This window comes from Gordonia mangrovi, from assembly GCF_024734075.1.
Taxonomy (GTDB): domain Bacteria; phylum Actinomycetota; class Actinomycetes; order Mycobacteriales; family Mycobacteriaceae; genus Gordonia; species Gordonia mangrovi.
Genome location: NZ_CP102850.1, coordinates 1007021 through 1021174 on the forward strand (window position 1 = coordinate 1007021; position 14154 = coordinate 1021174).

General features: G+C 64.2%; 9 protein-coding genes and 4 pseudogenes. 6 read left to right on the forward strand and 7 right to left on the reverse strand.

What is annotated here, in order from left to right; all coding sequences use genetic code 11:
* Positions 1 to 345: 345 nt before the first annotated feature.
* Complete coding sequence (locus tag NWF22_RS04655) at positions 346 to 1647, reverse strand: UDP-glucose dehydrogenase family protein (protein ID WP_160900415.1); 1302 nt, start codon at positions 1645 to 1647, stop codon at positions 346 to 348.
* Positions 1647 to 3023, reverse strand: a complete 1377-nt coding sequence (locus NWF22_RS04660) for a sugar transferase (RefSeq protein ID WP_160900414.1) — start codon at positions 3021 to 3023, stop codon at positions 1647 to 1649. The genes NWF22_RS04655 and NWF22_RS04660 overlap by 1 nt, the downstream gene beginning before the upstream one ends.
* A 1414-nt stretch (positions 3024 to 4437) precedes the next feature.
* Here NWF22_RS04660 and NWF22_RS04665 point away from each other — a divergent pair.
* Positions 4438 to 4641, forward strand: a complete 204-nt coding sequence (locus tag NWF22_RS04665) for a hypothetical protein (protein ID WP_233750858.1) — start codon at positions 4438 to 4440, stop codon at positions 4639 to 4641.
* A 313-nt stretch (positions 4642 to 4954) separates the two neighbouring features.
* Here the strand turns inward: NWF22_RS04665 and NWF22_RS04670 are convergent.
* Positions 4955 to 5707 (reverse strand): annotated as a pseudogene (locus NWF22_RS04670) (dTDP-glucose 4,6-dehydratase); the annotation flags it as partial.
* A gap of 250 nt (positions 5708 to 5957) precedes the next feature.
* On the opposite strand from NWF22_RS04670, the gene rfbA reads away from it, so the two are divergent.
* The 4 genes and pseudogenes from rfbA (at position 5958) to NWF22_RS04690 (ending at position 9006) form a co-directional block, all read left to right on the forward strand.
* Positions 5958 to 6833: a glucose-1-phosphate thymidylyltransferase RfbA gene (gene rfbA, locus NWF22_RS04675; protein ID WP_160900411.1), complete on the forward strand. Its 876-nt coding sequence runs from the start codon at positions 5958 to 5960 to the stop codon at positions 6831 to 6833.
* Positions 6833 to 7449, forward strand: a pseudogene (locus NWF22_RS04680) (dTDP-4-dehydrorhamnose 3,5-epimerase family protein). The gene rfbA and the pseudogene NWF22_RS04680 overlap by 1 nt, the downstream one beginning before the upstream one ends.
* 120 nt (positions 7450 to 7569) lie before the next feature.
* Positions 7570 to 8568, forward strand: a complete 999-nt coding sequence (locus NWF22_RS04685; RefSeq protein ID WP_160900410.1) for a glycoside hydrolase family 26 protein — start codon at positions 7570 to 7572, stop codon at positions 8566 to 8568.
* Positions 8569 to 8655: 87 nt separating this feature from the next.
* Positions 8656 to 9006, forward strand: a complete 351-nt coding sequence (locus tag NWF22_RS04690) for a hypothetical protein (RefSeq protein WP_160900409.1) — start codon at positions 8656 to 8658, stop codon at positions 9004 to 9006.
* A 182-nt stretch (positions 9007 to 9188) separates the two neighbouring features.
* Here NWF22_RS04690 and NWF22_RS04695 read toward each other — a convergent pair.
* A pseudogene (locus NWF22_RS04695) lies at positions 9189 to 9466 on the reverse strand (ATP-binding protein); the annotation flags it as partial.
* Here NWF22_RS04695 and NWF22_RS04700 point away from each other — a divergent pair.
* A pseudogene (locus NWF22_RS04700) lies at positions 9462 to 9593 on the forward strand (NADP oxidoreductase); the annotation flags it as partial. The pseudogenes NWF22_RS04695 and NWF22_RS04700 overlap by 5 nt on opposite strands.
* Before the next feature lie 61 nt (positions 9594 to 9654).
* On the opposite strand, the gene NWF22_RS04705 reads toward NWF22_RS04700, so the two are convergent.
* The 3 genes from NWF22_RS04705 to NWF22_RS04715 all read right to left on the reverse strand — a co-directional run bounded on the left by NWF22_RS04705 (position 9655) and on the right by NWF22_RS04715 (position 14129).
* Positions 9655 to 10119: an SRPBCC family protein gene (locus NWF22_RS04705; protein WP_160900408.1), complete on the reverse strand. Its 465-nt coding sequence runs from the start codon at positions 10117 to 10119 to the stop codon at positions 9655 to 9657.
* Between the two features lie 277 nt (positions 10120 to 10396).
* On the reverse strand, positions 10397 to 13576 hold the full coding sequence (locus NWF22_RS04710) for an ATP-binding protein (RefSeq protein ID WP_160900407.1): 3180 nt from the start codon (positions 13574 to 13576) through the stop codon (positions 10397 to 10399).
* Between the two features lie 160 nt (positions 13577 to 13736).
* A complete protein-coding gene (locus NWF22_RS04715; protein WP_160900406.1) occupies positions 13737 to 14129 on the reverse strand; it encodes a hypothetical protein in 393 nt (130 codons plus the stop codon).
* Positions 14130 to 14154: the final 25 nt, after the last annotated feature.

Sequence of the window (14154 nt, forward strand, 5' to 3'; positions counted from 1 at the left end):
CGACTGTTTTCGCGATGGCGCGATGGCCCCAGCTTCGCGGAGCTCCGAAACGCGATTGAATGTTTGGAGGAAGTCTCCTCGTTGCGGACCCGAGAACCGCAAACGCCACGGGCTGGACGATGATCTTGCGAAGCATGCGGTTTGGCCTCGAGTCGGCGGCAGCTGCCTGTCAAAGGACTGACGCGGGTCAGGAGTGGTATACCCCTCCTCGACCGATCTCCGGAAGCTGTTGTGGAACACCATTTCCCCACCTGTTGCACTTGAAACGCTCGTCGGCGCTATCAGAGCGTCTGTCCCTCCCGCCGCCAAGTCAGCGGTCCGCCCTGACGTCTAGACAAATTGACGCTAGCTCCAATAGCTCCACCCAGCGTCGATCCATCGCGCCGAGTCGAGACACAACCGTCCGTCCACGACGTTTCTGTTGCGCACGTGCGTACCAAGTTCGTTCGGCGACAGCACACGGAATTCTTGCCACTCGGTAAGCACGAGCACAACGTCCGCCTGCTCACAGGCACCAGTCGCAGAACCCGCATAGTCGAGAGTCGGAAATAGGGCACGCGCGTTTTCCATCGCCTTAGGGTCGTAGACAGTCACCGAAGCTCCCTGGAGCTGAATCTGCCCAGCCACGTTGAGCGCCGGCGAATCGCGCACATCATCGGATTCCGGCTTGAATGCTGCTCCAAGAATTGCGATGCGTTTGGCGAGGAACGAACCCCCACAGACCTCGCGCGCAAGTTCGACCATGCGTGTCCGCCGGCGCATGTTGACGTTGTCGACCTCCCGAAGGAAGCTCAGCGCCTCCGCAGCACCAAGCTCGCCGGCGCGAGCCATAAACGCCCGGATGTCCTTGGGCAGACAGCCTCCACCAAAGCCGAGGCCAGCATTTAGGAACTTCCGACCAATCCGTGCGTCGTAGCCGATCGCGTCGGCGATCGCAGTCACGTCGGCTCCTGCTGCATCGCACACTTCGGCGATCGCATTGATGAAGGAGATCTTGGTTGCCAAGAACGCATTCGCGGATGTCTTGACCATCTCGGCCGTCGGCGGGTCCGTCACGATGAACGGTGTTCCAGAGTCGATGATCGTCGCGTAAGCTTCTCGGGCAATCGATTCTGCCTTGCCTGTAGGGAAGGCGCCCACTACGACTCGATCAGGATGCAAAGTATCCTCGATCGCGAAGCCCTCGCGGAGGAACTCCGGGTTCCACGCGATCTCGACATCGATGTCCTTGGCAAGTTCGTCTGCACGCTCGCTCAGCCGCTGCGCCGTACCGACCGGCACCGTGGACTTGCCGAGAATCACTGCATCACGCGTAAGAAGCGGAACAAGCTCATCGATTGCGGCGTCGACGTACTGCAAGTCGGCGCTGTACTCGCCCTTCTTCTGTGGGGTTCCGACCGCGATGAAGAATACGTCCGCAAAGTCTGCGGCCTCTTGGTAAGAGCCGGAAACCTTCAGTCGACCGGAATCGATGTGCCGATTCAGAAGCTCGGGCAACCCAGGCTCATAGAATGGGACCTCACCAACTGCGAGCTGTGCCCGCTTCTCCGGCACGACCTCAATGCCGAGTACATCGTGCCCGAGTTCTGCCATGCATGCTGCGTGTGTGGCGCCCAAATAGCCGAGGCCAAGTACGACCATCCTCATCAGTACGCTCCGTCCTTTGCAAATACCGCTCTAACTGTTCTCCACAGAATTAGCGCGTCCTGCATAATCGACCAATTCTCCACGTACGAAAGGTCTAGGCGCACAGATTCTTCCCACGAGAGGTCCGATCGCCCCGACACCTGCCATAGGCCGGTCATCCCAGGCTTCACGAGCATTCGGCGCGCGACGCGGCCGTCGTAACGATCGACTTCGTCCGGCAGCGGCGGCCTGGGACCTACCAAACTCATCGTCCCACCGAGAACGTTGAACAGCTGGGGCAGCTCATCGAGGCTGTAACGTCTGATGAAAGCGCCAACCCTGGTCACGCGCGGGTCATCGCGCATCTTGAACAGCACTCCCGACCCCTCGTTGAGAGAACGAAGGTTTTCTTTGAGCGAGTCCGCGTTCTGAACCATCGAGCGGAACTTCCACATCTCAAAGGGTTCGTTGTTGAGTCCGACTCGCGTGGCCCGGTAGAAGACAGGACCTGGCGAATCAATCTTGATGGCCGCAGCAAGGATCGCCAAGAGCGGAGAAATCATCAGGAGGAGCACTGCGGACCCGACACGGTCGACGAATGCTTTTCGGAAGCGGTTCGCGCCCTCGTACCGGGGCTTGTCGATATGAAGCATGGGCAACCCAGCGACCGGTCGTAGCATCATCCGCGGGCCAGCGATGTCGACGACGCCGGGCGAAACCACCATGTCCACATCCAGGCCTTCGAGATCCCACGAAAGGCTCTGCATTGCGTGGTGTCCCAGCGCCTCAGCGGAAGTAACCGCCACGGTCGTGGCGCCGGCGTCTACGACTGACCGGCAGACGTCGTCAAAGTCGCCGAAGACCCGCACATCCTCGTCGCGAACGGTGATCGCCGCACGGCGACCACTCTGAGTGGGGAGACACATGCCGACAACCCGATAGCCAAGACTGGGATTGTCGATCAGGCGTTCCATTAGCGGGATCGCCGACTTCGGTTCCCCGACGACGAGGACGTGCTCGAGGTTCGTCGCTTGCGCGCGCTGCTGCGAAAGCCGCTTGCGCCAGGCCCATCGGGACACCAGCAGGCCGAACGTACCGATCGGCAATGCAAGCGCCAGAAAACCTCTGGCAATGTTCAATCTGAAGAGCAGATCGAGCATCGCGAGGACGCCAAAGACTGAGAGGCACGCAGTGACGATTCGGCTGTACTCCTGAGACCCGGAACCGACTACGCGACGGTCAAGGGTATGGAACGCACGGAGGGTCAGCACCCAGGCGATACCAAGCGCGAGCGACACCAGCGCGGCCGGCGCCTGTATTGCACCGTTCGGGATGGTGGCGCTGTCGGTGCCGAAGCGCCCAACTTGCGCGATGGTGATCGCGATTGCGACCACCATCGCATCTGACCACGCGAGGCGCACAAGGTAACCGTGCACCCACGACCGCGACCGTGCAGGAGCACGACTCACGAAGGGCAACCGCTGAATACGACTGTCATCCTCGCGAGCCCCCCCGAAGGCTCGACTGTTGACCACCGCATTACCTCCCCGACTTCGAACTAGAAGAGACTGGCACCTGAAGATGAACAACAGGTTCGTGGACAGAAAATGCTATTTCCCAGCAATTATCGGCCATTTCTTGACCTAAGCGGATGCTGAGAGCGTAAGGCAGCCTAAGCACTTTGACAACTTGAAGAGCATGCAGCTAAATCCGTTTTCTCGCTTACCGTTGAGTCACAACTATCGTTGGGCGTTATGTGGACGGCAGGTTTCGACACCGTGCCAACAGGCGATGACACATAGCCGACACGTCGCGCTCATCCACCCGTAATGCCATGTCAGACAGCCCTTCTGTGAGCAGCGCCACGTTGAGTCGCCCGACTCCATCGGCGACACCGGTAGAGCATAACTACGCGCACCGACAACGCAACCGCGAGTCCTGCGACTGTTCACTATCGCGAATGTTGATGAGTTTTGGCGCCTGAGACGTCCATTAGAAGGCGTCCAACCATCTTCGTTTGCCGCAGTTCTGGCGTTACACCAACCGCGCAAGATCCGCCGAGCGTTAGAACGTTTGGATGAAGCCCCGCGCGAGTTGGTTGCACTACCGTTGCACTGCGAGCAGCCTCAATTACTAAGTGAGATTTGCGTCACATTTCGAGATATTCGTGTTCTCGCGGTCGCTGCGCGGCTGAACTTCATGAACTCGCTACTCCGTGAGCCCGCTGTTCGTGGGCCGGGGCCGAGCACGCTCCGCTGGGGCCAATTGGTTGCTCAGCGCAGGCGGCAGACGTGTCCGGCTGCCGCGCCGCGCCGCCATGGCGCGCGCTCGCCGCAACCGGATCACCGGACACGCGAATTGAGTCCGTCGCGCAAGTCTCGTTCTCCCCCGCAACCTCGCAGGATGTCCTTTACCTACGCAAGTACGCAGCGGTGTCGAACGCATACGGATCGCACACCCGGGGCGATCCGACTTTGTTCTCACGCTCGGCACATCTGAGGAATCATTTCCTCGTCCGGATTGTCAGTTGTGAATGATTTGTGGAGACCGCCGGAGGTCCGTTGAACAATATCGCCTTCAATCACAACTCGCGTTGTATTTCCCACTCCCAGTTCGCATTTCCCGGAAATTGACGCAACAATCATTCCATGCGTCCCACCGGACGGCGCCACCCACCCACCTGTCCCGCCGCTCCATGCTGCGCGCGACCCTGGCCGGCACTGCTGCGCTCACCGTCGGCGCCTGCAGCTCCGTGTCGACCCGGGGCATCGGCACAGACACTTTTCCTGGGGTGCCTATCTCCCCAGCGTTGTGCCCGCGCCGTCGCAGGAGCCGCCGATCTCCCGGCTCGCCACACTCGCCGCGATTCATCCCACCTACATTCACCGCTACGCCTTCATCGACGAGCCTGCACCCATCACCGACTTCGATGCCATCGCCATCGGAGGCGCCACTCCACTGCTGACGTTGGAACCGGGCGTGGCCGACGGCGGCCCGAATCAACCGCAGTACTGACTACAGCGCCTCGAGAACGGCGCGTTCGATGACACGTTGCAGCACATCCGGGCGCGAAGTACCTGCGCACAGACGAGTCGTGTCCGTCACTGCGCCAGCAGAGCGACGAGGGCAATCCGAACCACGCGGTCTACAAGCCGGCCGGCTACTCGCAGTCCGAGGTGTGCGCTGCCGTGCGGCGTGAAAGCGACGACGCGTACGGCAAATGGCTCGACACGACCACCGACCCACAGGTCATCATCCGTTGTTAGAGATCATCCCCCAGGGTGCCGCTCGCAATCACAGTGGCCACCGGACCTCGGGAAGTTGATGGCTCCACGACGGTCCGATTGTTCACCTCACCGTCGGCGCCGATCAGATAGGTCTCGCCGATCTCACCGCGCTCGATGATCGTCCACACCGCGTCGTTGTGATCGTCGACGTGAATCCAGTCGCGCACGTTGAGACCGTCGCCGTAGAGCTTGGGCCGCACCCCGGCCAGCACGTTGGTGATCTGGCGGGGGATGAACTTCTCGATGTGCTGATACGGGCCGTAATTGTTCGAGCAGTTCGAGATGGTCGCGCGCAGCCCGAACGACCGCACCCACGCCCGCACCAGCAGATCCGAGCCGGCCTTGGTCGACGAATACGGACTCGACGGGTTGTAGGCGGTGGCCTCGGTGAACCTTGCCGGGTCGTCGAGGTCGAGGTCGCCGTAGACCTCGTCGGTGCTGATGTGGTGATAGCGCACGTCGTGGCGGCGCACCGCCTCCACCAGCGAGAACGTGCCGACCAGGTTGGTCTGCACGAACGCCGACGGATCGGCCAGCGAATTGTCGTTGTGGGATTCCGCCGCGAAATGCACCACCACATCGGCGGCCGCGACCAGCCGGTCGACCAGCGCGGCATCGGCGACGTCGCCGACGACAAGATCGATGCGGTCGGCGACCGGTTCCAGGGTGGCCGGGTTGGCGGCATAGGTGAGCTTGTCGAGCACGGTGATCTCGACGTCGGGACGCTGCGCCAGCGTGCGCAACACAAAATTGGCGCCGATGAACCCGGCGCCCCCGGTGACCAGAACCCGCATGACTCGACCCTTCCGTTGGACGCCCGTCACTCGACGAGCCAACTGAGCGCAATTCTTACCTTCGCAACAATTGCGCTAACAATAGCCCCATCTATTTCAACCTACGTTGAGAAAATGGCGCCGATGATCCGTTATCGCCCCGAATCACATCAGACCTACTCGCCGACCAGCAACTCCTGCGACCTAAGTCACAGGGAGCCAGGGGAACTCACGGCTCGACATGGCGTTGACCAGCATTTACCCTCGACGCATGCGCGGAATCATCCTTGCCGGGGGAACCGGGTCCCGACTACACCCCATCACGCAGGGCGTCAGTAAACAATTGGTCCCGGTTTACGACAAACCGATGATTTATTACCCATTGTCGACGCTCATGCTCGCGGGTATCAGTGACATTCTGGTGATCACAACGCCGCACGATAGCCGCGCATTCCAGGGGCTCCTCGGAACTGGTGACCAGTTCGGCGTCAACATCACGTACAAGACGCAGCCGTCGCCCGATGGTCTTGCGCAAGCGTTCACGCTCGGCGCCGATCACATCGGAGACGAGTCTGTCGCTTTGGTGCTCGGTGACAACATCTTCTACGGGCCAGGACTTGGCAGCCAACTACAAGGTTTCGACCACCTGACCGGTGGCGCCGTCTTTGCCTACTGGGTTGCCAACCCCGAGGCCTACGGCGTTGTCGAGTTCGATGACAACGGGACCGCGATCTCGCTGGAGGAAAAACCAACAACGCCCAAATCCAACTACGCCGTTCCCGGCCTGTACTTCTACGACAACGACGTTGTTGAGATTGCCAGAAATCTGAAGCCCAGTGCTCGAGGCGAATACGAGATCACCGACATCAACGCGCACTACCTGCGCGAGAGCAATCTCGCGGTCAAGGTCCTGCCCCGCGGTACCGCATGGCTCGATACCGGCACCTTCGATTCGCTGCTCGATGCCGGCAACTTCGTCCGCACCGTGGAACAGCGTCAGGGACTCAAGATCGCGGTCCCCGAGGAGATCGCCTGGCGCAACGGGTTCATCAGTGATGAGGAACTCCGGGCTCGTGCCGAGAAGCTCCGCAAGTCCGGGTACGGCAACTATCTTCTCGAGATCCTCTCCCGCGGCAAAGAGTTCTGATGAAGATCCGTCCCCTCGCGATCGACGGCGCCTGGGAATTGACGCCGGTTCAGCACGGCGACGATCGCGGGCTGTTCGCCGAGGTGTTCAAGGGCGAACTTCTTGCCGAGGTGATCGGCCACCGGTTCGATCTGGCCAAGGTCAACCTCTCGGTGTCTGCCGCAGGAGTGCTGCGGGGCGTCCACTTCGCGGATGTTCCACCCGGACAAGCCGGTACGTCACGTGTCCGTCAGGTGCGATTCTCGACGTGATCGTGGACATTCGCGTCGGCTCCCCTACCTTCGGAACCTACGACACCGTCGTGCTCGACGACGTCGACCGCAGAGCGGTCTATCTGTCCGAAGGTTTGGGTCACGCGTTCTGTTCGCTCGCCGACGGCTCCACTGTCACCTACCTGTGCAGCACCGGGTACAACCCATCGGCCGAACACGGCATCAATCCCCTCGATCCGGAATTCGGCATCAAGTGGCCGACAACGGCGCGCGATGGAAGCCCACTCGTGTACGAGCTATCGGCGAAGGACACCAGCGCTCCGGGGCTCTCAGCTGCTCGGGAAACTGGACTGTTGCCGTCGTACGACGAGGTTGCTGAGTATCTGCGAACGCTGGCGTCGTGACATAGTCGGCTCGGCCCTCTTCGTCGGCTTGGCGACAGGTACCGGTCGAGAACTTCCAACGGACGTTGTATATCCCACTCCCAGTTCGCATTTCCGAGAAATAGACGCAACAATCAGACCATGCGTCCAGACCCGAAGACGCCACCCACTCACCTGTCCCGCCGCTCCATGCTGCGCGCGACCCTGGCCGGCACTGCCGCGCTCACCGTCGGCGCCTGCAGCTCCGAGTCGACCGGGGCGTCGGCACAAACGCGCTCGTGGGGTGCCTACATCCCCAGCGTGGTGCCGGCTCCGTCGCAGGAGTCGCCGATCTCCCGGCTCGCCACACTCGCCGAGACCCAGCCCAACTACATTCACCGCTACGCCTTCATCGACGAGCCCGCACCCACCACCGACTTCGACATCATCGCCGCTACGGGTGCCACTCCCCTGCTCACGCTGGAACCTGGCGTCGCCGACGGCGGCCCGAATCAGCCGCAATACTCACTGCAGCGCCTCACGAACGGCGCGTTTGACGACACGTTGCAGCGCTGGGCGTTTGAACTCACCTCCTGGAGCAAACCGCTACTGGTGCGGTTCGCCCCCAAGATGAACACCCCCTGGTATCCGTGGTCGATCGGCGTCAACGGCAACAATCCCGAGCTCTACCGGGCCGCCTGGTCACGCATGCGCGCCCTGTTCGACATGGCCGGCACCGCCACCATCAAATTCGTATGGGCGCCGTACGCACTGACCGACCAGGCCGGCAGCTTCGTGGAGGCCTACCCCGACCCCGCCGAGGTCGACTACCTCGGCCTCGACGGCTACAACTGGGGTGATGTCACAGGCCACCGGTGGACACTGCCGTCGGACCTGTTCGATCGCAGCCTCGAGATACTCACCTCCCTCGACGGTAACCATCCCATCCTGCTCACCGAAGTCGCCTGCGCCGCAGCCTGGCCCGGCCGCAAAGCCACCTGGATACGGGATCTGCGCACCGTCGTCGCCCAACAGCCCCGCGTCGAGGGATTGCTCTGGTATCAGGCCGAAGACCGCGACCGCGACTGGCGGTTCAACACCACCGACGACAGCATCCGCGCCTTCCGCAGCATGCTCGCCCAACTGATCAGCCGCACCTGACCGGACCGCGCACTCTCCGACGAAGGAGTCGCGCATGACCTGCGAGTCAACCACGCCGCACTCCTCGCCTGATCTATCCTTGGCGTCGTGACTGATGACCTCGTTGTGGGAGGGTATGCACTCGCTCTAATACTCCAGCTCATTGGTGCGGTGCTGGTAGCGCGCGATATCTGGACCGATCAGCAAGCACTGAGGGACTCGCTCCGGGCGCTCGATGAGACTGAACAGCTTCAGGGGTACAGCCCGGCGCCCGGTTTTCTCGTCAGTGGAATCGTTGGCGCGCAGGATGCTAGGCGTATGGCTAGGGCGCAGATCCTTGAAGACTTCACTGTCGATCGAGTACAGACTGGGTTCCGAAGTCGCTGGATCGGAGCTCTAGTCGTGGGAGTTGGAGTGGTTCTCGGGGGAGCTGCAAGCATCGCCAGCATGTATGCCTAATCCCGCCCATAACGCCCGAATCTGGTGGGGTTCTTGCTGGGTAGCTGCTTCGCTGACTCCGTCCCGAACCCTGACTATCGGATGCGAATGGCTATGACAAACGCCCCCATTGGTGGCCGTGACTAGGCTCAAGAAAATTCCCCAGGTGTGCTCATTTGAAATTCCCCACCCGTGGGCGGCACCTACTGTAGCGTCCGCCGGGTTGATGCGGTGGCGGTGCGTTGGTTTTGGGTGCGTGGTGGTCGCGTAGCCGGTAGGAGTCACCGTCGAGTTCGAGCACGACCGAGCGGTGCAGCAGGCGGTCGAGCATGGCCGCAGCGACAGTGGTGTCGCCGAGGACCTCACCCCATTCGGCGACGGACCGGTTGGTGGTGATGACGATGCCGGTTTTCAAATAGCGTTGTGCCACAACTTGAAACAGTGCTGACGCGGCTTCGGCCGGCAAGGGTAGGTAGCCGATTGACGCCGGTCTCCTTGCCGAATCGTGGCGCCAGCAGCCGGGAACACCGATGTACGGCAAGAACTTCGACGTCGAAAAGAAGCTGAAGGCGCTGGCCGAGGCATCGCCGGAGCGTTCTGCGGAGTAGCGGGCCTGACACCGCAACGGGCCCGACTCCGTGAGTCGGGCCCGTTCGCGATCGTCGATACCTAGCCGGTCGCGGCTGCAGCCAAATTGCCGAGCGTGTCCTCAAGCTGATCCTCGGAGACCAGCGGGAACTTCACCTTCTCGAGAAGGTCCTTGTCGGTGACCTTCGACCAGTCGTAGGTGTGCCGCACGAGAGTGGTACTCGGCCCCTGTGATTCCAGCTCCCAGAGCCATTCCCACCCGGGCGGCTCGGTGCCGGCCGGTGCGGTCTGCCAGGCGAGCAGCTTGTCCTTGGCGTACCCGGTGACGTGGTTGTCGGTCTGGTAGTCGCCGCCCATGTGGGGGCCATTCATGTTCATGGTGAAGACGTCGCCCACCTGCTGGATGCGATCGGCGTGGTCGACGCTGCGCACGAACCCAGATCCGTCGAGGTCGGGATGACGTTCGGGATTGCTCAGCACATCGAACACGGCGTCAACGGGCAGATCGATGACTCGTTCGACTGTGACACTCGTTTGATCACTCATACCTCCACCGTGCCGAAAGAATGACAGTCCAGCAACGACACGTGACCCGAGGTCTGCGCTGGGCGCCGCCCACAGCCCGTCGCTGAGCGTTCCGCGGAACGTCGACCCGCCGTGTGCAGCTCACCGACGTCCTGGCCGCCGCGGTCGCCCTCGGCGCCGCACTGATCGCCACCGCCAACCGCAACGACTTCCCCGGTGACGCCTGCGACCCGCACGGAATCGCCGCAGTACGCCCGGACGACTTTCTCCTCGATCGGCTCGTTCTCGACACCCAAGATCAGGACATCCCATCCACCATCGCCTGCGCCCACGCGATATGCCCCTCGAAGCCCAGCGATTCCGCCATCGCGAAATAACGGGCCGCCACGTCGCGGAAGGCGTCATCGTCGCACCGGGCACGCGCCACCAACGCCTGTGCGTGCAGCAGCGTGATGTCGGGGACCGCCGAGCCGTCCTCCCGCGGTAGATCTGCCAGCCAGTTGATCGCCGCCTGCGCCTCGGCGAGGTCATCGGCGCCGCCGCGCTCCACCAGTGCCTCGACCAGTAGGCCGGTGCTCGCGACACCCCACCCCGGTCGTCCCTGCCGGTGCAGGGTGTGCACGGCGTCGCGCATCGCGGGTATCGCGGCAGCACGGTCGCCGCGCCTGGCCCGCTCGCGTCCGGCGAACACCTCGGCGACCGGGAGCAGCGACGGCGCATAGTCGTGCAGCGGACCGAGCGCGGCCGTCAGCAGCTCCAACCCGCGGTCCCGGTCGGCCGCCGATTCCCGGCAGAGCAGCGTCACGCCCAACACGAGTTGGGCTCCGGCCAGCCCGTAGTCGTTGCTGGTCTCGCGGGCGTATCGGTCGGCGGCCTGCATGGTCTGCAGCATCGGGTCGTCGGCCCGCATCGCCCCGTAGATCAACGCCAGACCCGACGTCCAGCACACGACGAGAGTGAGCGTGGCCGGGTCGCTGGTGCGCGCCATCTCGGCGCTGTCGTGGAAGTCCTCCCGCCACCCGGGACGGCCGAGCCACCATCGGGCCGCGCCGCGGAAGGCCACCGCCACCGCCAGCGGCGACCCCAGACCGAACGCCGATCCCTTGGTGAGATCTCCGCCGGCCAGATCGACGACGGTCTGCGCCAATCGCAGGATCTCACCGAACTTCCCGACGTTGAACCAATTGACGAACGCCACGAACGCCAAACCCACGGTCAGGTCGGGATCGCCGATCGACTCCAGCAACTCCATCTGTTCGGCCGCCAGCCTTGACCCCTCCTCGGGCCGCCCGGCGTACAAGAGTTCGGCGGCGAGTCCGCTCATCCCGATGGCCAACGACACCTTGTCCCCGCCTGCGGTGCACAACTCACGCAGTTCGGTGAACCGACCACACGTCTCCTGCACCGGCCGGGCCTGCCAGTCGGTGGCGCACAACATGGAGCGGGGCACGATGCGCATCGACAGCAGTTCGGGGTCGTCGCCGGGAAGCCGGTCGGCGATCTGGCACGCCCGCTCCCAGCTGATCCGGGCGGCGCCGAGGTCACGGCCGGACGCCCACCCGGCCGCCCGCATATGCCACCCGTAGGCCGCGTGCAGATCGCCGGCCGCCTGCAGGTGTTGGGCGATCCGCGCCGCATTCCCGTCCCCCGACGCCGCCGCACGTTTCTCGATCGCGGCGGCCAGGCGGCGGTGCCAGTCGGCGCGGTCGGATCGCAGCTGGGATTCGTAGGCCACCGCACGGATCAGCGGGTGACGAAAGATGTACTCAGCCCCCGGTGCGAACCGCACAGGCTCCACCAACTCCGCACTCACCAGCTCATCGAGCTGCGGGTCGATACCCAACTCGACGAGCAGATCCGCGTCGAAGTGCTCCCCGATCGCCGAGGCCGCATGCAGCGTCTGTTTGGCCGACCAGCCCAGCAGATCGACGCGGGCCTCGATGGCCGCCTGCACCGTGACCGGCACACTCACCTCGGTCACATCGACCCGGCAGGTCAGACGCCCCCGCGCACCGGACAACACGGTGCGCTGCACCAACTCCCGCACCATCTCCTGGGCGAAGAACGGGTTCCCCGCCGAACGCGCGGTGATGACGGCCGACAGCTCAGTGACCGACGGATCGCTGCCCAGCAGCTCGGCCACCAGCGACTCTGTCTCCGAACCACCCAGTGGGGCAATCGTTATCGTCTGGGCACCCGGTATCTGCAGCAGCGTCCCCCGGTACTCCGGGCGGGAAGTGATCAGCACGATCGTCGGGGTGCCCGGAACGGCGGCGAGCAGGTCGGCGAGCAGGGACTCGCTGACGGCATCGATCCATTGGGCGTCGTCGACGATGAACAGCAGCGGGTCGGTCCGGGACCGGGTGGTGGCGTTGATCAGCGCCGTCAGCCGGCGTCGTCGTGCGTCCGGGTTGATGTGGGGCACCGGCACATCGGGGTCGGCGATGCCCAGCATCTCGTCGAGCAGCAGCAGGTCGTCGGGGTCGGCCTGCCCGATCCGGTCCCGGACCCGGGCCCGGGCGGCGTCCGCAGCCAGGTCGGTCACGCCCAGGCCGGCGCGCAGCAGTCGGGTCGCGGTATGCAACGGGACCTCACGGGCATGCGATTCGCAGGACACCCACCCGACCCCGATGCCGCGGCCGGCCGCCCTACCTGCGACTTCCCTCGCCACCCGGCTCTTGCCGATGCCCGGCGGTCCCACCACGTGCACCACCGCTCCGCGGCCACCCACCGCCTGGTCCAGCAGCGCTTCGAGCGCCGCCATCTCCCAGCGTCGGCCGACGAAGGTGGTGTCGGTGCGGGCTGGCGCCATCGCCGCCGGGCCGATCGCCAGTAGCCGGCGGGCGCACACCGGCGCGTCGGCACCCTTGACCCGCACCCGCTCGGATTCGGCCAGCACGGCCACGTGTTCCACCAGCCGTGCGGTCGACTCCGACAACAGCACCCCGCCCGGCGGCGCCACCGACTCCATCCGTTGGGCGAACCCGACCGCTTCGCCGACAGCGCCGTAACCCAATGACCCGGAACCGATCTCACCGACGATCACCTGCCCGGAGTTCACGCCCACCCGCAGCCCCAGGTCGACATCGTCGCGGCGATGCACCTCGGCGGCCAACTCCCCGACCCGTTCCTGGATGTCCAGGGCGGCCAGGCAGGCCCGCACGGCGTGATCCTCCAACGCCAGCGGCGCGCCGAACACCGCCATCACGCCGTCCCCGGTGTACTCGACGGTCCCGCCATAGTGTTCGGCCGCCGACGCCGACTGCTCGGCGAGTTCGGTCATGACCTCGCGGAAACGCTCCGCGTCGAGCACGGCGGCCAACCCCATCGACCGCACCACATCGGCGAACAGGACCGTCACCTGCTTGAACTCGGCGGGTTCGGCAGCAACACCGGTCGGCGCACCGCATCGGTCGCAGAATCGGGCCCCGGCGCGCAGCCGGGTGCCGCAGGCCCCGCACACCACCGCTGCCGCCATCCGAGCACCACCGATCCACCGGTCGATCGCCCCGGATGCAACACTACGGCGCCCGCTGATGGCACGGTTTGTGCTTGCCGCAACCGGCTACGGAGTCACGGTCGGATCGATGCGCTGGACGTGATGGGAGAGCTGGCGGTGGTCGGCCCCGGTGCTGCGATCAGTAGCAGGCGTCGTCGGGAATCGTTCCGGCGGTGTCGGTGGCATGGGCACCGTGACCGCATCCCGGTGTGAACACCTTGAGGCCCAGCCCGGGCGGTGTCGGGCCGTAGTCGGTCGGGATGCCGGCGCCGCCGAAGAACCCGTCGAGCGATTCACCGAAGGCCCCCGGGGTGTTGCCGTCCTGTTGTGCGACACCGGAGGTCACCTCGCCGGGAGGCAGGGGGCCGCCGTCCGGGTTGTAGTCGGGGTTGACCGCACCGATCACCTCGCCGGTGTGCCCCGGGATACCGCCGGCACCCAGCCCGTTGCCGGTGTCGGCCGCTGCCGCGCCGGCGAATGGCACGGACACGGCTGCCGCCGCGACCGCGACGACGAACAGTCTCTTCAACATCTTCGGACTCCTCTCGGTGGCTGCG

Bases quoted from the DNA above. Each gene is read 5' to 3' on its own strand.
- NWF22_RS04710 (WP_160900407.1), bottom strand. From the start codon at position 13,576: ATGGCGGCAGCGGTGGTGTGCGGGGCCTGCGGCACCCGGCTGCGCGCC.
- NWF22_RS04655 (WP_160900415.1), bottom strand. From the start codon at position 1,647: ATGAGGATGGTCGTACTTGGCCTCGGCTATTTGGGCGCCACACACGCA.
- NWF22_RS04685 (WP_160900410.1), top strand. From the start codon at position 7,570: ATGCGTCCAGACCCGAAGACGCCACCCACTCACCTGTCCCGCCGCTCC.
- NWF22_RS04715 (WP_160900406.1), bottom strand. From the start codon at position 14,129: ATGTTGAAGAGACTGTTCGTCGTCGCGGTCGCGGCGGCAGCCGTGTCC.
- rfbA (WP_160900411.1), top strand. From the start codon at position 5,958: ATGCGCGGAATCATCCTTGCCGGGGGAACCGGGTCCCGACTACACCCC.
- NWF22_RS04705 (WP_160900408.1), bottom strand. From the start codon at position 10,119: ATGAGTGATCAAACGAGTGTCACAGTCGAACGAGTCATCGATCTGCCC.
- NWF22_RS04660 (WP_160900414.1), bottom strand. From the start codon at position 3,023: ATGGTGGTCGCAATCGCGATCACCATCGCGCAAGTTGGGCGCTTCGGC.